Below are 18529 nucleotides of genomic sequence, written 5' to 3' on the forward strand. Positions count from 1 at the left end.
AATTAATTACTCTAATTAAAGTATATAAAATAAAGTATAAGGTGGAGTGGAGCATGAAAGCATTTTTGAAAAACAAAATCGTAATCGGCGGCATTTTTATGATGGTTTTTTATCAAATCGCGATGATCGGGATATTTATGTACGGGTACAGTGCGGTACCGAAAAACCTGCCTGATCTCACGGTGGCGATTGTAAGCGAGGATGAGCAGACCGGAGCGAAGATGGTTGAGCAATTGAAAGAGCAGCTGCCATTCCATATCAATACTACGCTTAGTCTGGAGCAGGCCAAAACCGAGCTGGACAATCGCAACGTCCATTTAATCGTCCATATTCCGCAAAATTTCACGCAGCAGCTTTCGCAGCCGGGTGAACAGACCCAATTGGATTTTTTCATGAATGATTCTAATCCGGCTACGACAAGCAGTGCGATGCAAAGCGTGGCTGACCAAATTTCCAGCAAAATGGTTGCCCAAATTCAGACGCAAAGCTTTGAAGGGCTTTTGCAAAATATGAAGCTGCCTGAAGATCAGGCGAAGCAGACGGTGGAAGGCGTCATGACCAAAGTATCTCCTAATATGGTTGTGACGAACCCGAAGCCTGCCGGCATGCACAATCAGATGGCACCTATGTTTCTGGCGATGGCTGGTTATGTTGGGGCCATGATTTATTCCATGATTAGTGTTGGCGCCTTGCAGCAGTTGAAAGGGCAGCTTGGCAAATGGAAAGCCTTTTTCAGTTTGCAGGGCCTTAATGCGCTGCTGGCCTTGATCGTTCCGCTCATTGGCTTGACTATTTATTTCTCCATTCATGGCTATGGTGCCGAGACTTTTCTAAAAGTGTGGATGGTGCACGCCCTTGAATTATTTACCGCTATTTCGTTTACGAGCATCTTCTGCATGCTAGCCGGCCAAGCGGGCATGCTGCTTAATATGCCGCTGCTGCTGTCGCAGACCATCGCAGGCGGAGCGATGATGCCGCAGGAAATGATGCCAGGCTTGTTCAAAGCCATCAGCTACATTTCCCCGATGTTTTATACGATTCAGCTGGATTACAACCTGCTCTTCGGCGGGGGGCAGACGTCAAAGTATTTGCTTGGGCTCGCGCTAATTGGTGTTGGAGCACTGCTGATCAATACGCTGATTCACCAATTTAAAGGGGTTAAAACAACGACCGAGGAAAATACGACTGCAGCGCAGCCGCAATTCATGTAAAATAAAAGGGTTGGCAGGCGGATTAGCAGCTTGCCAGCCCTTTAAGCTAGTGATGGAGGCGATGCAATGACCTTGCAAATTTTTATTCTTGGAACGTTGAGCGAAGCGGAAAGCCATCCGTATGATATAAAAAAACGGCTGCTTAAGTCGCTCGGCAATACGATTCCCATAAACGATGGAACGCTATATTACCAATTTGATGTGCTGCAAAAAAAAGGGCTTATTCAAAAGCTTGAGGTCGTCCAATCGGATAATCGTCCAGAAAAGACGACTTACGGCATTACAGATAAAGGCCTCAAAGCGCTGGAAACCGAAATTTATGCCGCTTATCAGAACGTCACGAGCATAACGGCTTTATATGCTACGCTTTTTTATTTGGACAAGATCGATAAACACAAGCTGGCTTATTTGATCGAGGAAGCGATTGACAAGCGCCAGGCTAAACTCAGGCTGATTGAGGAAACCGATCTGGATACGCTGCAAATTCCGCAGGACAAGCAGCAGCCGCTTGAGCTGCTGACGGACCATGCCTACCATTTGATCCAGAGCGACGTCGCTTGGCTTCAGAAGCTGCTCGTTTATGTACGAAGCGGATAGGCCCATCGTGGATAAAATTCAATATTTGTCGCAATTTAATCTGCTTCATTCCTTGTCGATGGAAGATTTAATCGAGATGGAGGAGCTGACCGTCATTACGCCTTTTCCGAAAAATACATTTATTCAGACGCCGACATCCTTTGCCGAAGGACTTTATTTTGTGAAAAAGGGCAAGGTGCGCTTGTATCAGGTTAGCGCGGAGGGCAAGCAGTTCACCTCGGATATTTTGAGCGAAGGCAATGTATTTGGGGAAATGGCGATGATTTCGTTTGGTACGCGGAACCATTACATTGAAGCGGCCGAAGACAGCCATATTTGCTTAATGGACCCGAAGCGATTTGAAAATTTTCTGCTGCATCGGCCCCGGTTTATGCTATCACTGCTTCAAGTATTAAGCGAACGCCTGAACGGCATGAGCCAGTTGACGCAGCATTTGGCGCTCGGGAACCTGCATGATAAAATTTTGCATGCGCTTATGCGGCTCGGCAAGGACTTCAGGCCTTACGAGCGCGGGCGAATTCACTAAAATTAACTTTTCGCTCTCGCATCAGAAATTGGCTGGCATCCGTCCGTATGCAGCAGACCCTCATTTTGGCGTGCGCGAAATCGCTTGGATGGCCGTCAGAGAGCCCATTATTCGCGAATTAAGCGCAGCATTGGCTTGTTTCAAGGGCTGGGTAACGGATGCCGATCCCCATATTCGGCGGTTAGACATTGAAGCGACGCGCCCGGTAGGCGTATGGGCCAAGCATATTGCGGCTTTAAAGGAAGAGCCTGCTCCTGTTTTGCCGCTATTGGAGGCTGTTTGCTCCGACCCGGCAAAATATGTGCAGGATTCGGTAAGCAATTGGCTGAATGATGCTGGCAAAACGAATCCGGATTGGGTGCTTCAGGTTTGCAAGCGTTGGCAGGAGCAGTCCGAATCGAAGCAAACGAAGCGGATTGTAACAAGGGCAACACGAAACCTGCTCAGCCTATAATAACAGCTCCCGCAGCAGGAAGCGGGTGAATCGTATTGATGAATAGCATGCGCATTGGGCACATGCTATTCTTTTCAACTTTTATTGAGAAGGTTTATCATTTATAATGGGGGAAAAGCGGTTTGGCTACAGTAGGGGAGAAGCAGTGTGAAGCTGGGTGAGCATATAGCCGTATGGAATCATACAGCGGTAAAAATATTTGATATCAGACATATCGTCATGAATGCGGGGGAGCGTCTGGGCGACTATCGTTTTCCTGCTAGCGGTTTTTTGTATGGGGTAAAAGGTGCAGCGAGCTTGCATTTGGACGGCCAATTTCATAAATCACGGCGTTTTTATTTGCTGCATGGCGCAAAGGGCATGCGGCTGGAAATCGAGGCCCAGGAAGAGTTTGAATTTTATTTGCTGTATTATCGGGCAAAGCTTGCTTTCTCTGGCTGGAGGGAAATTCGGCAGCTGCTGGAGCGCCGAAGCCCTTTTGAAATGCAATATGGGTTTGAGCCCGATGAACCGCTGGCTATGCTCGTGCTGATGTCGACGATGAATCAGACGCTCAGAAATGAAGGAAGTCTCGGCAGCGTGCAAATTAAGGGGCTCTTCTACCAATTTGTGCACGAGGTGCTGGGCCAGCTGAAAACAACGGAGGCGGCCGTCAGCGAGCCGGATCTTGTGACTCAGGTGATACGTTTTCTGCACGAGCATTATCAGGAGGGCATCTCGCTGGATGAGCTTTCCAATCGCTTTAATTACAGTCCGCGTTATCTGTCGATGAGGTTCAAGAAGCAGACGGGCGCAAGCCCGATTGACTATCTTATTCAAATTCGCATTAAGGAAGCGAAAAAGCTGCTACTGGAGACGGGTGCCACACTTCGCGATATCGCGGCATATGTCGGTTATGCGGATGAATATTATTTCAGCCGTTTATTTAAGAAGCAGACGGGCCTATCGCCAGCGCGTTATCAGGCCAAGGAGCGAGGCAGCGGCATAAAGGAAGATAGTCCATTCGGCAGTACCAAATTGTCCATTGGATCGTACGAACAGCAACGTTATAGTATGGATGGTGGTGATAATCATTATCAATATTATGGCGGAGGGTTTACAAATATGAAACGAAATAAAAATTCAGCACTAGTATTGAGCGTGCTGCTCAGCTTGACGCTGCTGCTTAGCGCTTGCTCAGCGGGAGGAACCAATGCGGGTTCAAACACATCCCAGACTACGACGAACGTAACAGCAACTTCTGCGGCCAATGCCGATACGGCTGGTGAAGCGAGTACAAGGACCATTTCCACTGTAAAAGGAGATGTTGTTGTGCCAGCGGAGCCGAAACGGATCGTTGTGCTGTATATGCTTGGTGATGCGGTTGCTCTTGGCATTAAGCCAATCGGTATTTCTGAGGTTTATGATGGAGCAGCCTTCTCTGAGCAATTGGAAGGTGTGGAATCGCTGGGCCACTGGAATGAAGCGAACCCGGAGGCGGTTATGGCGCTTGATCCGGATCTGATTATTGCCAATTCCGAGGATAATTATAGGATGCTCAAGGATATTGCGCCGACCGTGCTTATTCCAGCTGATCAAATCTCGACAGAGGAGCGGATTAAGAAGCTTGGCGAAGTATTCGGCAAGGAGAAGGAAGCGCAGGCGCTGCTGGACAGCTTCCAGAGCAAAGTAGAAGAAAGCAAAGAAAAGCTTCGCACAGCGGGCTTGCTGGACAAGACGATTACGATTGTCGAAGGCGGCAATAAAGAAATGCTGGTCATTGAAAGCAAGGAGTACGGACGGGGCTCGCAAATCGTCTATGATTATTTAGGCATGAAAGCGCCGGAGATTATTCAGCAGAAGATCGATAAGACGAAAACGGTAGAAAGCGAAATGGTATCCATGGAAGTGCTGCCACAATTTATGGGTGATTACGTGCTGCGCTCCTCATGGGAGGGGATGGACGACCTGTCTGAGCATGCCGTTTGGAGCAGCTTGCCTGCGGTGAAGGCTGGAAAAGTCATCGAAGCTGATTTTGGCTTATTTTATTACACCGATCTTTATTCCTTGAATACGCAGCTGGATGTCATTACGAACGCTTTGCTGGCGACCACAGCGAGCAAGTGACCGTAAGGCGGCTATGTTGAAAATAAAACGTTCTGCTCTTATCATTCAGAGCAGAGCGTTTTTTATTGTGGCAGGTCGCCGCCTGCATACCATTTTTTATACTGGACACTGCTTATTAAATCATCCTGAATTGGTTGCCGCTAAGAATGATTATCAATTATAATGGGGTTAAATATAATCGTTCGGATGGGCTTGCAATAGAGGAGTGGAGCGGCAGTATGCAATTAAATGAACATATACGATTATGGAACCATGTTTTCATTAAAATAATTGATATTCGCTATTCGGCAATGGACAAAGGGGAAGAGCTGTCCTCTTATCGGCTGCCAGCTAGTGTGTTTATGTATACGGTGCGCGGAAGCGCGAAAATCTGGCTGGACCGCCAAATGCATTTGGCCAAGCGATTTCATATTTTTCATGGCGGCAAAGGCATGAATCTGGCTATTTTAGCAGAGGACGAGCTGGAATATTATATGATTTTGTACAAGCCGACACTTGCGCTGCCAAGCGCACAGGATTTGGCGAAGCGGATAGAGAAGGATAACCCTTTCCATTATCAATATGCGTTTGAGCCCAGTGCTCCGCTTGCTTTATTCGATAAAGTCGAGCGTCTGTATGAGGAGTGGAGGCAGGAGACGGGGCTTGGCAGGCTGCAGGTGAAGGCGGGCTTTTACCAGTTCGTGTATGAGCTGCTCTGGCAATGGCATCAGCAGGAAATAGACCCGATTCGGCCGGACTTGGCAGCAATGGCCGTTCGCTATATTCATGAACATTACAATAATCCGCTCACGCTGGAAACGATCGCTGCGGCATTGGAATGCAGTGAAGGGCATCTATCGAGATTGTTCAAAAATAAAACAGGCAGCAGCCCTATGCATTACTTAGGCCTGATTCGCACCCAGCGAACGACGCAGCTGCTGCTGCGGACGGATGCCACCTTGCAGGAAATTGCCGAAAATGTAGGCTTCCCGGATGCCCATTCTTTAAGCCGCAGCTTCAAAAAATATAAGGGGATTTCTCCAGCTCGATATAGAGAGAAGTATGGCATGGAAGGGAAAGGTCGGGATTTGCCCTTATCGATGCAAGGAATTGCCGTTCTGCAACCTCCGTTTTATCCTTATAATGATACTGAAAATCATTTTCATTATCGGACAGGGAGAGAGTTATTGATGCAAAGAAGAACGAAAATAGCAGTTATGGCTTTAGTGATGTGTTTTACCTTGCTCGTAAGCGCATGCGGGGGAGCGGCAAATACGAGTGTCAGCCCTTCGGGGTCTGCGACTAACCAGTCGGCTGGTGCTGCGAATGCGGAGACATCGTCTGCGGCTCAGCAAGCGGAGCCACAAGCCGCGACCCGAATCGTAGCTACGCCTAAAGGAGACGTAGAGGTGCCTGCCAATCCGCAGCGAGTTGCCGCTGATCAATATATGGGCCATCTGCTGAAGCTGGGCATTATTCCAGTTGGGGTCAGAAGTTTTATGTTGAATGAGGCCTGGCTTGGGGATTCCGGCATTTCGCAGGATGTACTGGATGGCATAGAGGATTTGGGCGGTTTTCCAATGAATTTGGAGAAGCTGACGTATTTGGAGCCGGATCTCATTATTGGCTCTATTGATGAAAATATTGAGCAATACGAGAAGGTAGGCACGACGGTGTTTCTGCCTTATTGGGAAGAACTGAAGACAGCAGGACCGCTGGAGAAATTCCGGAACGTCAGCAAAATATTCGGGAAGGAGAAGGAAGCCGAACAGTGGATCACAGAGTATGCTACAAAGGTTGAAGAGGCCAAAGCGAAAATAGCCGGAATCGTCAAGGAAGGCGAAACGGTCTCCATCGTTCAATTCGGATACAAAGCCTTGTATGTCATCGCGGCTGAGGGCGGCAATTATGGCAGCTCGACCATTTATCAAATGCTGGAGCTGCCGCCAACCCAGCAGGCGAAAGATATGAAGGATGGTTTTGCAAGTATTTCATTGGAGGTTTTGTCTCAATATACGGGCGATCATATCTTCTTATACGGGGCAGAGGACGAAGGAAGCGCGGAAATATTGAACAGCGAGCTGTGGAAGCAGTTGCCTGCCGTGCAAAAGGGCCAAGTATATAAATACGGCACCTTTGGCGAAAACGGCGATGAGTTCGTTATGGAAGATCCGTATTCTCTGGAGCTTCAACTGGAGAAAGTCGTCAGCGTCATGACGGCGAATCAAAAATAATCGGTAGAAAGCCGCCAGTCCTGTTTAGAGGATTGGCGGCTTTTTCACGCTGGGATAAGGACGTCGGATTAATCACCTAGCCGTTTGACTAACAGCTAAGTGGCAGGGTGCGATTTTAACCTTCCTGTTGTTTAGCGAATAAGGTGCTCGCTAATAGGGAGATCGTTTGCTGATAAGTGGCATGGGCGGAGGGAACATCGCCAAAATGCCCGCCCATTTGCAGATGGATGACACCGTGGAGGGCGCCCCAGACGAGGCGGACAATTTCTATCGTATCCGTCGGTGCCGCCACTGATAGGAGACCCTGCTGCTGGGCGCTGCCGATGACATGGATTAATTGCCGCATAGCCGTCACGGTGCCCTGCATGCTTTCCTCATCCGGCTTGAAATCGCCGAATGCTCCGCCAAACATCAGCTTGTAGTAGCTGGTGTAGCGCTGTGCAAACTGCCAGTAGGTTTCGCCTAAAGCGAGCAAATGCGCTCTCGGGTCGGCTAGTGCAGGCGTTGCTTCAAACTCGCGAGCCATTATTTTGCAGCCATCGAGGTACAGCTGCTGGGCTAGACCCTCTTTATTCACAAACAAGCTGTAAATGATTTTGGTGGAGCAGCCCATTTTCTGTGAAACTTTACGAACGGTAACCGCCTCAGGGCCTTCCTCCTGCAAAATAGTAGCCGCAGCATCTACGACGAGCTTGCGGAGATTTTCGGTATTTTGCAGCCGTGCTTCCTGGTAGGTTTTCAGCTCGCGTTTATTCGTATTAAGGGAACGATCCTGTTCACTCATTTTTATCACCTTCGTCTCGGTCAATCTGTTTTTAATCAGAAACAGAGTTTCCAAATTGCTTACCCAAATTCTATACAGACGGGGAGGGCTTGTCAATGCGAATAAACAGCAGGCTGGAAGCGGAGTATGGTGGAAGGTCGGCCGAGCAGCTTAGAAACCGGCTGTAGAGGAATTTTATTTATTGATAAAAAAGCATTGACAGTATGTACAGACTGAATTACTATGGTTCTATAAAGAAACACTGTTACCAAACAAAAACTCACTTGGCTAACCCACGGTAATGGTGCTTATTTTTAAAGGTTTGGTAACAGTGTTTCTTTAAAATTACATTGTATATCAATAGGAGGACGTTATATGAATATTCAAGGAAAATGGACACTTGTTACGGGGGCATCATCAGGTATAGGAGAGCAGTTCGCCAGACAATTGGCCGAGAAAGGCAGCCATTTGGTGCTTGTAGCGCGGTCGGAGAGCAAGCTGAAAAGTCTGGCCACCGAGCTTAGCAAGAAGCACGGCATACAAGCAAAGGTCATTGCGCTGGATCTGTCCAAGGAGGGTGCGCCGAGCGAGCTGTATCAGCAATGCCAGCAGCTGAAGCTGGATATTGAGCTGCTTATTAATAATGCAGGCTTTGCTACACATGGTTTGTTCGAGCAAGTATCGGGCGAGCGCCAGCATGAGGAGATTATGCTCAATGTTGCAGCGGTAGTGAGCCTGACCCATCTGTTTTTGCCGGGCATGCTGCGCAGAAGCTCAGGAACCGTCATTAATGTAGCTTCCACTGCGGGCTTTCAGCCGCTTCCTTATATGGCCGTCTACGGGGCGACGAAAGCTTTTGTCTTATCGTTCACGGATGCTCTATCGTGGGAAAATCGCAACCGCGGCGTGAAATTTTTTGCCTTCTGTCCCGGCTCGACCGATACGGATTTCTTTAAGGTCGTAGGTACGGAATCCGCTTCCGTCGGGAAAAAAGACACACCGGAAAGAATCGTCAAGGAGGCGCTGCGCAAGCTGGCGCAAGGCAAGTCGTATTTTGTACCGGGTATGCAAAATTACCTCGGTGCGCAGATGTCCCGCTTCGTTACTCGCAGGCAGTCGCTTCGGATCGTAGGCGGCATGCTGAAGCCGCGCTAACCATCCCAGTAGCTATTACATCAACTTAGAGGAGTTATTTAAATGACAACTACCGTGAAAAAACCGAAAGCTTCCGCCAAAAGAAAAATCATCAGCCGGGTGGCCTTATCCCTAGTAGGGCTGCTCGTGGCAGGTGCGCTGGTGTTTGTTGCAATACCATCCCCAGTCGACCCGGTAAAATGGATCGCGCCAACCGCGCCTGATTTCGAGGCGGAAGGGCCTTGGCAGCAGAACGACAAGCTCAGCTCCGCCCAACTGGTTACGGATGCCCCGCATTTTCCAGAGTTTATTACCTTTGATAAGGAGGGACAGCTCTATACAGGCGATTCCGACGGTAAAATCTATAAGGTTCCGTTCGATGCGCAGGGCAATCCCGGTCAGGCAGAAGTATTTGCAGATACGCAAGGAACACCCAATGGCATGATGTTTGATGCTGACGGGAATCTTATTGTGACCGATGTACAGAAAGGCCTGCTGAAGATATCTCCAGCAGGGGAGGTAGAGCTGCTTGCCGATTCGGTCGATGGCGAGCCGATTTATTTAGCCAATGAGCTCGATATCGCGAAGGATGGCACGGTTTATTTTTCAGATACATCGAATTATGGCAAGGTGAGCTTTAAGGAGATGGCGGAAAACAAGCCGCATGGACGGCTGCTGAAATATGATCCGGCGACGAAGCAAACCTCGGTGCTGCTGGACGGTCTTTATTTTGCCAATGGAATTGCGCTGTCTGCTGATGAGGATTATGTACTGGTGGCGGAGTCGTATCACTATCAGATGACCCGTTATTGGCTTGCGGGCGAGAAGCAGGGGACGGCGGATATTTTTGCTGAAAATATGGCGGGCTTCCCGGACAATGTAACGCGCGATGCACAAGGGAACTTCTGGGTCGGCATTTTCACGACCCGCTTGGCGTTTGCCGATCAAATGCACAGCAGCCCGTGGCTGGCTGGACTGATGGCTAAAGTGCCGCAAGCGCTGCTGAGTGGTGCCAGCGCCCCGGTGAAGCATGGGCTTGTCGCCAAATACAGCCCGCAAGGGGAGCTGCTTGAGAGCTGGCATGACCCGGAGGGCACGCTTTATGGCATAACGACAGCGGTCAATCATAACGGTTATTTATATATCGGGACTGCGCCAGGCGGCAGTGAAGGCGTGTATCGCGTGCCTTTGTCCCAGTAACTATCCAAAGAGCCCCGACTTTTCCGCGAGCCCAGTGCCATTCGTTTTCGTATTCATTATTTAAATTGGAAAATCAATAATCTCTATTAGACGGCAGCAGGAAACAGGTGATAAGGTGAATTTAACTTAATTCATATTATAATCATGTGAATAGTGGTATATTGACTTTTTATCCTGAAAGGAGCCACAAGCATGAAATTTGCTTTATTCAGCTTGCTGATGAATATTCCCAATGCCGTCACTGGAGAGGCGCTCACCACGCAGCAAAAATTTCAAAATGTGCTAAATCAGGCGGTGCTGGCAGAAAAGCTTGGCTTTGACGCTTATGGGGTGGGGGAGCGGCATGGCGCGCCGTTTTTGTCCTCGTCGCCTCCGGTCATTCTCACGGCGATTGCCGCCAGAACGTCGCGCATTCGTCTGCTTACGACAGTTACCGTATTGAGCGTGCTTGACCCGGTGCGCGTAGCCGAGGATTATGCAACGCTGGACCATCTGTCCGGCGGGCGGCTGGAGCTCATTATTGGCAAGGGCAATGATCCGCGGCATTATCCGCTGTTTGGCATTACGGAAGAGGAGCAGTGGGAATCGATGGCGGAGCGGTATGCCCTGCTTAATCGGCTATGGACCGAGGAAGAGGTAAGCTGGGAAGGCCGCTACCGCACTCCGCTCGACAAGGTGACGACGCAGCCGCGCCCCTTCCAAGCGCGCATTCCAATCTGGCATGGGAGCGCATCGAGCCCGCTATCGACGGAGCTGGCGGCTAAATACGGAGAGCCGATTTTTTCCTCCAACAGCTTTCATCCACAGGCGAAATATAAGGCGCTGATTGATCATTACCGTGAGCGCTGGGCGTTTTACGGGCATGATCCGAAGGATGCGGTCGTTGGCTCGGGAGCCGGCAGCTTATATTTGGCGGACACGAATGAAGAAGCGATTAGGCGCTACCGCCCCTATTATAACGCTTTTCAGTCAACGGATTCTGCGAAGCATAATCAATCGCCGTTCAAGGATTTGGAGGATAATATTGCGAATGGTCCCGCCCTTGTCGGCAGTGCGGAGCATGTGATTGAGAAGATTTTGGATTATCAACAAGCGTTTGGGCACGAGGTGCTGAGCATAAGCGTGGATGGGCTGACGGAGGCGGAGCAGCGCGAGCAGATGGAGCGTTTTGCCGCTGATGTCATTCCGGTATTGAAGCGGGAAATTCCGAGCAAGGTTTGGGAAGGCAAACCGTTATTCTCGTACCAGAAGGTCTGATAGTCAGGCAATACTGCAACGTTTTGCCGTCAAGCCGAGTAAAGCCAGGAGGAATTTCCTCTTGGCTTTACTTGGTTTGAAACGGTTTTTTTCTCATTCTATGGCAGCTGGTGCAGCTAGTCAAATAAGATCAGCTCTACTTCAATGACGGTTTGCTGCGGCAAATATTCTCCCTCCATTTGCGATTTAAGCAAGGTGACAGCTGCTTGGGCAAGCCGATTTTCGTTTTGGCTGACATAGGAAATGCCCGGAAGGTCGGGATTATCGAAGGAGACGATTTCGGTTTCCCGGCGGTCAAGCTTCCCAAGCGATTGATAGGCAATTTGAGCCGTTTCGGCGGATAAAGCGTAGATGGCGCTCACCTCGGGATGAAGGCTAAGGAAGGCCGTGACGTATGGCTCGGCTTGGTCTGTACGTAAAATATCGAGCGGAACATGGCACCACAGTGTTTTGTCAATGGAGATACGTTTATCGATATATGCCTTCTCAAAGCCCAGCGTGCGGTCTTCAATCGCTGTATTCGTATTGTCGGGCGAGATTAAAGCAATATTTTGATGCCCTTTGCTTAATAAATAATTGATCGTCTCGTAGGACCCGGCTGCGTTATCTGAAATAATTTGATAAGTATCAATGTTTCGCAGGTAACGGTCAATAAATACAAAGGGAAACTTATCGAGCGATAATCGCAGCAGCGATTCGTTGTATTTCTCGTCCTCGGTTGGGAAAACGATAATTCCCTTTACCCCGATTTCGGTCAATTTGTTAATCGCTTTTGACTCTTCCACAGAGGACTCCCTCGTAATATGCAAAATCGTCTGGTACCCGGCTTCCTTCGCATGAAGCTCTACGTAATCGACCAGCTTTTGAATGACCTTCGTCTTCAGAGTAGGAATAATAAACCCAATAATGTCATTCAAACCTTCGGCAGGCGGGCGGCTTTGCTGCTCCGATTTCACGCTGAGAGCCTTTTCATTCACTTGAGCGACGAAGGTGCCCTTTCCTTGTATACGGGTGATCAGTCCTTCTTCCGCCAGCGAGATCAAGGCATTTTTCACCGTAATTTTGCTGACCCGGAATTCCTCCATAATTTCTTGCTCGGAAGGAACTCTGTCCTTGTAGCGCAATTCGCCTGTTAAAATCCGCTCTCTGTAATAGCTTTGTATTTGTTTGTATAAAGGCAATTTGCCCATTGGCGCCACCTCAAAAGGAAAGATAATTATACTATATCATCAAAATAGAGGGAGTTAAAAGAAAAATATAATTAAGTGATTTTTATAACCAATTGGATATATAATATCGCTATTTTTTATTCTATAATCCAAATAGAAAGCGGTTACAATTCGAAATGCCCATCCATAACTAAAGCGGAGGTCAACAAAATGAGAAAAGCGAAAGCGTTATCAATGGCAAGCACCTTGTTTTTGGCAGTAACGATGTTATCTGGTTGCGGAAGTGCAAGCAATGGCAATGAGGATTCCTCCAAGACAGGTGCATCTCCATCGGAGCAGGCGTCCGCTCCTGCTAAAACAGACGCAGGTGAGAAAGTTACGCTGAGCGTCGTTCACTACATGGTTGAGAAGCCGAAGGTAGATACCTTCAAGAAGCTGACAGACAAATTCACTGAGCTGAATCCAAACGTAAGCTTCGATATCTCGGTTATGCCGGTAGATAAATACAACGATAACATTAAGTTGAAAGTCAGCGCAGGAGATACGCCTGACATTATATTTGGACGCCCTGCAGGCATGGTTGACATGACGAAGGCTGGAGCCTTCCTGGACGTCACGAATGAGACTTTTGTTAAAAGGGTCGACCCAGCCTATATTCCAAATGTCACTTATGAAGGCAAGGTATACGGTTTGCCGATTGACTTGATGACGAATGCCGTCATTTACAACAAGGATTTATTTAAAGAGGCAGGCGTTGAGGTGCCGAAAACCTATTCGGAGCTGCTGAAGGCTGCGGAGACGCTGCAATCCAAAGGGATTACGCCATTTGCAGCCTCATGGAAGGATGGAGCTTCCTACATGAGCTTTATGTGGCCGGACATGTGGGGGACGCTGCTCGTGAACAACCCAGATTATGCGAGCAAAATTATAGCTGGCGAAAAAAGCTTCTCGGACGTTGCTGGCTATAAAGACTTCCTGCAGCGCGTAAACCAGCTTAGCGCCTATGCGAACAGCGACGCGAAAGATATTGATTATGACCGTTCCCTGCAATATTTTGCACAAGGCAAAGCAGCGATGGATATTATGGGCAGCTTTGCGATTGGCAGCATTCGCAGTTACAATCCAAGTGGCAATTTCGGAGTGTTTATGTACCCGGCGACTGATAATCCAGAAGACAACTACATGACGTATTCCACGGATGACACATGGATGATCGGGGCCAAGTCGGCGAATGTCGAGCTGGCGAAAAAATTCTTTGATTTTATGGCCTCCGATGAGGGAGCGCAAATTTGGGCGGATGGCGTACAGACCATCAGTACGATATCCAAAGATATTAAACCAGCGCAGCAGGACCCGATCTCGGCTGAGTTCCAAGCCGTTTTCCAATCCGGAAAAATTGTCAACAATCAGGTGAAGCCGCTTTGGTACGGCCAATATGACGATACATGGCAAAAAGTGATGACCTTCTTCCTCGTTACCGACCCTGCCGAGCGCAATGTGGATGAGACGATTAAGAAGCTGGATGATGGCTTTGCAAAAATCAATAAAATGAATTAACAGCTCTAGCTTTTCGGCGCTTGAATCGTATAGGGGCGCCGAAAAGCTCTACATTCTTATTAAAGATTTGGCGGTGAGTGGATGAAGAGACTATACAAAAACAACCTCGTAACCTTTACGTTCCTGATTCCGGCTCTTTTATTTTTTTCTTTAGTTGTCATTTTCCCCTTTTTCCGCGGGCTGAACATTGCGTTTACCAATTGGGATGGCATCAGCCCAACCTATGACTATGTTGGCTTGCGCAACCTCAAGCTGCTGTTCAGCGACACCGATGCTATCGAGCCGATTAAAAATACGTTGTTTTTCGCTTTTTCAACGACAATTCTCGTGAACGTATTGGGTCTTTTGCTAGCCGTGGCACTCAATACCAAATTCAAAGGGGTCAACCTGTTAAAGACGTTCATTTTTATGCCGATGGTCATCAGCCTTGTGTTGGCCTCCATTATTTGGCGCTATATTTACAGTGATATTTATCCGATTTTATTCCACACCGATAGCGGTCTGCTTGGCAATCCTTCAACTGCCATGCTGGGCATTGTCATCATTGCTGTTTGGAAAGAGGTTGGTCTGGCGATGGTCATCTATTATGCGGGCCTGCAAACCATTCCGAAAGATATGTATGAATCGGCCCGCATCGATGGCGCTGGCATCGTACAGCAGTTCCGCAGCATTACAATCCCATTGCTGATGCCTGCCTTTACGTATTGCATTCCTTTGTGGCTCGGTACAGGCTTGAGGCAATTTGATTATTCGATGGTTGCGACAAAAGGTGGTCCAGGAACGTCTTCCCAGACGATGGCTATGTATGTGTACAATTACGAATTCCCTTATTTCAAGGCAGGCTACGGGCAGATGTCCGCCATTGTGCTTTTCGCGTTCATTCTCATTATTACCGTTCTCGTTACCGGCTATTTCCGCAGAAGAGAGGTGGAATATTGAACACATCGCGAGCTACCAAACAGTCTAAGTGGGTGGAACGAATTCGCATTGCTATCCTTTATGCAATTGGCCTGCTGTTCTTGTTCCCCTTCTATATCGCAATCGTCTATTCCATTAAGACACCGATGGAGACGGCCGAAAGTCCGCTCAGCTTTCCCAAGCACATTTCATGGAGCAATTATGCGGATGCTATTGAAGCCTCCAACTTTTTCCTTGCGCTGCGCAACAGTGTGGTGACAACGTCGGCGACGGTTGCTCTGACGATTCTCGTCTGTTCCATGGGAGCTTACGTCATTGCCCGAAACAATAACCGCTTTTATACGTTTTTCTATTATTTATTTATGTCGAGCATTATGCTGCCGTTTCAGGTGCTGATGTTTCCGCTATACAAAACCTGGGCGGACCTTCATATTTTGAATACGCTGCCGGGGCTCATCACCTCGTTGACGGGCGTGCAAATCGGTTATTTTTGCTTCCTTTATGTCGGCTTTATCAAGACGGTTCCGAGGGAGCTGGAAGAGTCGGCTTTGCTGGACGGAGCTTCACGGTATCGTACGTTTTTTAGTATTATTTTTCCGCTGCTGAAGCCTATTAACATGACGATCATCGTACTTAGCGCCCTGGGGGCGTGGAACGATTTTGTTGTTTCTATGGTGCTTGTGCAGAAAAAAGCGGTTTCCACGCTGCCGCTCGTGCAATTCCAGTTTTTCGGCGAATATACGTCTCAGGTGAATATGGCATTCGCAGCTATTATCCTGTCCATGATTCCTATTATGATCTTCTACGGATTCGCTCAGCGCTATATTATTGGCGGCGTAACGGCGGGCGCGGTAAAAGGCTAACGACGAAATGAGGCTCACAACGATGAAAGATGCAGCTAATCCAGTAAATAAACAGCTTTTTCCTAATCCCTTTATCGAACAAAGAGCGGACCCGTGGATTTACCGGCATTCGGACGGATATTATTATTTTACAGCATCCGTGCCTGAATTCGACCGAATTGAGCTGCGCAGGGCAAAGGGGCTGACGGAGCTTGCCGAAAGTACGCCAGTCGTTGTATGGACGAAGCCAGGCATTGGGCTAATGAGCGCTTTAATCTGGGCACCGGAAATTCATTTTATTGAAGAAAAATGGTATATCTATTTTGCGGCGGCGCCTTCCGAGGAAATCGTTGACGGCTTATTCAACCATCGCATGTTTGTCCTTGAAAATGCTTCGTCCAATCCGCTGGAAGGCAATTGGACGGAGAAGGGAAAAATCCATACCGCCTGGGACACGTTCGCGCTTGATGCGACCAGCTTCTCTCATAAGGGCAAGCAGTATCTGGTATGGGCGCAGAAAGCGCCGCATATTGCAGGCAATTCCAATTTGTATATTTCAGAGCTGGAAAATCCTTGGACGCTGCGCGGCGAGCAGGTGCTTCTGACGAAGCCGGAGCTTTCATGGGAAATCATAGGCTTCAAGGTGAACGAAGGGCCAGCCGTGCTAGCGCGAAACGGCAAGCTGTTTATCACCTATTCCGCAAGCGCAACGGATCATCATTATTGCATGGGACTTCTGACAGCAAATGCGGACTGTGATCCGCTTGATGCGGCTGCTTGGAGCAAATCGCCACAGCCGGTGTTTCAGACGAGCGAGCAGACAGGGCAATACGGACCTGGACATAGCTGCTTCACGGTTGCGGAGGACGGGCTGGAGAATGTGCTTGTCTATCATGCGCGGAGCTATAAGGAGATTGTGGGCAATCCACTGTATGACCCCAATCGCCATGCCAGAATAAAAAAAATCGACTGGGATGAGGATGGGAATCCGGTATTCGGTGAACCGGAAGCTGACGATCCTTCCTAATGCCTCTGTCATGATCAAAAAATGAAGTTAGCTAGGGAGTGTCTTCAAACAGGGCGATTCACAAACGATGATAGGGCAAAAGCGGCTTATCCGTCTAGAACGGCTGGAATCACGCTATCAATCCCTCGTTTAGTGGTTTAGCGGTTTGAAGACACTTCTTGTTTTTTTGATTGCGGAATGGAGCGATAGGTTTTGGCGCGGCGACCAGTTTCAACCCTTTATTGACGAATGGCAGATAGTTGTGATTAAATTGTTTCAAGGGAAACAATTTACACGAGGTTTCGGAATTTAATTCTCTTTCTATAGTTGGATTGTTTCCTTCGAAACAAAATTTCTGGAGCGAAAAATAAAATGAAGGAGGGCATTTCAATGAGCATTGCAGTTACGATTCGGGAAAGACGGAGCATTCGGCAGTTTAACGATAAACCGATTGCGACGGAGCTGCTTCTCCAATTGTTAAATGATGCCGTGTGGGCACCTAATCATGGATTGCGGGAGCCTTGGCGCTTTATTGCAGCCCAGCGTATGGAGGCCAAAGCCAGGATGGTCGATCTCATGATGGAATCGATGTCCCATCTGAAGCGCCTTAAGCTGATGCCAGGAAAGATGAAGCAAATGATGTCGCAGCATTACAGCAAAACCCCGGCCTTTTTAATTGTTGTGATGAAAGCAGACAAAGATGCCCATAAGCAGGAGGAGGATTTTGCGGCTGTCAGCTGCCTTATCCAAAATTTTCAACTGCTCGCTTGGGAGCAAGGGATTGGGATGGTTTGGTCGACGCTTGAATGTATCCATTCTCCGTTGTTTTGTGAAGGCATCGGCGTCAAGCCGGGAGAGCGAATAGTCGGTATACTGCATATGGGCTATTATGATAAAATTCCGAAAGCGAAGACCCGGACACCTGCTGAAAAGAAACTAACCGTTCTGTAATCTGCTGCTGCGGGACATTTTTTATTGGTCAAATTGTTTCCTTTGAAACAATTTATGCGTTATACTGAAAGGAGTGAAGCTAAAAAGGATGGGTTACGCGTGGAAAAACATCAAATGAACAAGCAATATGTTTATGAAATGCTGATAAAGCTGCTGCATCAGCAGGAGCAGTTTGAGCAGGAGGAAGGTAGCTTGTTTTTACAGGAGCTGCGCAAAAGCATTGAATTCGATACGCCGCTTAATATGACGGAGATTCATGTGGTAGCCTGCATCGGGCAGCATGAGCCGCTTAATTTGACGGCAATTGCTGATAAAATGGCACTGAGCAAAGGAAATATCTCCAAGGTGACGAATCGCCTTCTCAAAAACGGCTGGGTACGTAGGACACAATTAAACGACAACAAAAAGGAAGTTTTTTTTCGTCTGACCTCGCCGGGCAAGCAGCTGTATGCCATTCATGAAGAGATACATGATAAGGCGCAAGCGCAATTTATGGGGATTTTGCATGCCTATAGCGAGGCCGAGCTTGAAGTGGTCAAGCGGTTTCTGCTGGATTTGATCGGTTTTTATGAGCAAAGCATTGCAAAGATAACGGAGCAAACCTGATGAATAATCGATGGAAAGG

Annotated in this window: 16 protein-coding genes and 1 pseudogene; 15 read left to right on the forward strand and 2 right to left on the reverse strand. The window is 48.2% G+C overall.

Annotation, left to right across the window (positions count from 1 at the left end):
* Nucleotides 1–53 precede the first annotated feature (53 nt).
* From AC50Y5_RS01745 to AC50Y5_RS01770, 6 genes and pseudogenes are all read left to right on the forward strand, one after another.
* Entirely contained in the window at nucleotides 54–1211 is a 1158-nt protein-coding gene (locus AC50Y5_RS01745; RefSeq protein ID WP_494858031.1) for a YhgE/Pip domain-containing protein, read from the forward strand.
* A 66-nt stretch (nucleotides 1212–1277) separates the two neighbouring features.
* The gene (locus AC50Y5_RS01750; RefSeq protein WP_494858033.1) at nucleotides 1278–1808 is read left to right on the forward strand and encodes a PadR family transcriptional regulator; all 531 of its coding nucleotides are present in this window, start codon (nucleotides 1278–1280) and stop codon (nucleotides 1806–1808) included.
* Nucleotides 1792–2334: a Crp/Fnr family transcriptional regulator gene (locus tag AC50Y5_RS01755; RefSeq protein ID WP_494858035.1), complete on the forward strand. Its 543-nt coding sequence runs from the start codon at nucleotides 1792–1794 to the stop codon at nucleotides 2332–2334. Before AC50Y5_RS01750 ends, AC50Y5_RS01755 begins: the two co-directional genes overlap by 17 nt.
* Before the next feature lie 22 nt (nucleotides 2335–2356).
* Nucleotides 2357–2788, forward strand: a pseudogene (locus AC50Y5_RS01760) (DNA alkylation repair protein); the annotation flags it as partial.
* A 147-nt stretch (nucleotides 2789–2935) separates the two neighbouring features.
* The gene (locus AC50Y5_RS01765; RefSeq protein WP_056030035.1) at nucleotides 2936–4894 is read left to right on the forward strand and encodes an AraC family transcriptional regulator; all 1959 of its coding nucleotides are present in this window, start codon (nucleotides 2936–2938) and stop codon (nucleotides 4892–4894) included.
* Between the two features lie 146 nt (nucleotides 4895–5040).
* Nucleotides 5041–7107 carry an AraC family transcriptional regulator gene (locus AC50Y5_RS01770; protein ID WP_494858037.1) on the forward strand — a complete coding sequence of 689 codons (2067 nt, stop codon included), beginning with the start codon at nucleotides 5041–5043 and terminating at the stop codon, nucleotides 7105–7107.
* Between the two features lie 115 nt (nucleotides 7108–7222).
* Here AC50Y5_RS01770 and AC50Y5_RS01775 read toward each other — a convergent pair whose 3' ends face one another.
* Entirely contained in the window at nucleotides 7223–7891 is a 669-nt protein-coding gene (locus tag AC50Y5_RS01775) for a TetR/AcrR family transcriptional regulator (protein WP_494858039.1), read from the reverse strand.
* Nucleotides 7892–8245: 354 nt separating this feature from the next.
* On the opposite strand from AC50Y5_RS01775, the gene AC50Y5_RS01780 reads away from it, so the two are divergent.
* From AC50Y5_RS01780 to AC50Y5_RS01790, 3 genes are all read left to right on the forward strand, one after another.
* A complete protein-coding gene (locus AC50Y5_RS01780) occupies nucleotides 8246–9025 on the forward strand; it encodes an SDR family NAD(P)-dependent oxidoreductase (RefSeq protein WP_494858041.1) in 780 nt (259 codons plus the stop codon).
* Nucleotides 9026–9067: 42 nt separating this feature from the next.
* On the forward strand, nucleotides 9068–10204 hold the full coding sequence (locus AC50Y5_RS01785) for an SMP-30/gluconolactonase/LRE family protein (RefSeq protein WP_494858043.1): 1137 nt from the start codon (nucleotides 9068–9070) through the stop codon (nucleotides 10202–10204).
* Nucleotides 10205–10396: 192 nt separating this feature from the next.
* Nucleotides 10397–11461, forward strand: a complete 1065-nt coding sequence (locus AC50Y5_RS01790) for an LLM class flavin-dependent oxidoreductase (protein WP_056030024.1) — start codon at nucleotides 10397–10399, stop codon at nucleotides 11459–11461.
* A gap of 116 nt (nucleotides 11462–11577) precedes the next feature.
* On the opposite strand, the gene AC50Y5_RS01795 is transcribed toward AC50Y5_RS01790, so the two are convergent.
* Nucleotides 11578–12651, reverse strand: coding sequence for a GntR family transcriptional regulator (locus AC50Y5_RS01795; RefSeq protein ID WP_494858045.1), 1074 nt, complete (start codon nucleotides 12649–12651; stop codon nucleotides 11578–11580).
* A 189-nt stretch (nucleotides 12652–12840) separates the two neighbouring features.
* On the opposite strand from AC50Y5_RS01795, the gene AC50Y5_RS01800 reads away from it, so the two are divergent.
* From AC50Y5_RS01800 to AC50Y5_RS01825, 6 genes are all read left to right on the forward strand, one after another.
* Entirely contained in the window at nucleotides 12841–14187 is a 1347-nt protein-coding gene (locus AC50Y5_RS01800) for an ABC transporter substrate-binding protein (RefSeq protein WP_494858047.1), read from the forward strand.
* A gap of 81 nt (nucleotides 14188–14268) precedes the next feature.
* Nucleotides 14269–15126 carry a carbohydrate ABC transporter permease gene (locus AC50Y5_RS01805; protein ID WP_494858049.1) on the forward strand — a complete coding sequence of 286 codons (858 nt, stop codon included), beginning with the start codon at nucleotides 14269–14271 and terminating at the stop codon, nucleotides 15124–15126.
* The gene (locus tag AC50Y5_RS01810; protein WP_494858051.1) at nucleotides 15123–15968 is read left to right on the forward strand and encodes a carbohydrate ABC transporter permease; all 846 of its coding nucleotides are present in this window, start codon (nucleotides 15123–15125) and stop codon (nucleotides 15966–15968) included. The genes AC50Y5_RS01805 and AC50Y5_RS01810 overlap by 4 nt, the downstream gene beginning before the upstream one ends.
* Before the next feature lie 22 nt (nucleotides 15969–15990).
* Nucleotides 15991–16974, forward strand: coding sequence for a glycoside hydrolase family 43 protein (locus AC50Y5_RS01815; protein ID WP_494858053.1), 984 nt, complete (start codon nucleotides 15991–15993; stop codon nucleotides 16972–16974).
* A 369-nt stretch (nucleotides 16975–17343) separates the two neighbouring features.
* Nucleotides 17344–17904, forward strand: coding sequence for a nitroreductase family protein (locus AC50Y5_RS01820; protein WP_494858055.1), 561 nt, complete (start codon nucleotides 17344–17346; stop codon nucleotides 17902–17904).
* 99 nt (nucleotides 17905–18003) lie between these two features.
* A complete protein-coding gene (locus AC50Y5_RS01825) occupies nucleotides 18004–18510 on the forward strand; it encodes a MarR family transcriptional regulator (RefSeq protein ID WP_056030006.1) in 507 nt (168 codons plus the stop codon).
* Nucleotides 18511–18529 lie beyond the last annotated feature (19 nt).

The organism is Paenibacillus sp. JT22N7 (assembly GCF_059383875.1).

Coding starts and splice junctions, on each gene's coding strand:
- AC50Y5_RS01745 (WP_494858031.1), top strand. CDS start 54: ATGAAAGCATTTTTGAAAAACAAAATCGTAATCGGCGGCATTTTTATG.
- AC50Y5_RS01750 (WP_494858033.1), top strand. CDS start 1,278: ATGACCTTGCAAATTTTTATTCTTGGAACGTTGAGCGAAGCGGAAAGC.
- AC50Y5_RS01755 (WP_494858035.1), top strand. CDS start 1,792: ATGTACGAAGCGGATAGGCCCATCGTGGATAAAATTCAATATTTGTCG.
- AC50Y5_RS01770 (WP_494858037.1), top strand. CDS start 5,041: ATGATTATCAATTATAATGGGGTTAAATATAATCGTTCGGATGGGCTT.
- AC50Y5_RS01775 (WP_494858039.1), bottom strand. CDS start 7,891: ATGAGTGAACAGGATCGTTCCCTTAATACGAATAAACGCGAGCTGAAA.
- AC50Y5_RS01780 (WP_494858041.1), top strand. CDS start 8,246: ATGAATATTCAAGGAAAATGGACACTTGTTACGGGGGCATCATCAGGT.
- AC50Y5_RS01785 (WP_494858043.1), top strand. CDS start 9,068: ATGACAACTACCGTGAAAAAACCGAAAGCTTCCGCCAAAAGAAAAATC.
- AC50Y5_RS01790 (WP_056030024.1), top strand. CDS start 10,397: ATGAAATTTGCTTTATTCAGCTTGCTGATGAATATTCCCAATGCCGTC.
- AC50Y5_RS01795 (WP_494858045.1), bottom strand. CDS start 12,651: ATGGGCAAATTGCCTTTATACAAACAAATACAAAGCTATTACAGAGAG.
- AC50Y5_RS01800 (WP_494858047.1), top strand. CDS start 12,841: ATGAGAAAAGCGAAAGCGTTATCAATGGCAAGCACCTTGTTTTTGGCA.
- AC50Y5_RS01805 (WP_494858049.1), top strand. CDS start 14,269: ATGAAGAGACTATACAAAAACAACCTCGTAACCTTTACGTTCCTGATT.
- AC50Y5_RS01815 (WP_494858053.1), top strand. CDS start 15,991: ATGAAAGATGCAGCTAATCCAGTAAATAAACAGCTTTTTCCTAATCCC.
- AC50Y5_RS01820 (WP_494858055.1), top strand. CDS start 17,344: ATGAGCATTGCAGTTACGATTCGGGAAAGACGGAGCATTCGGCAGTTT.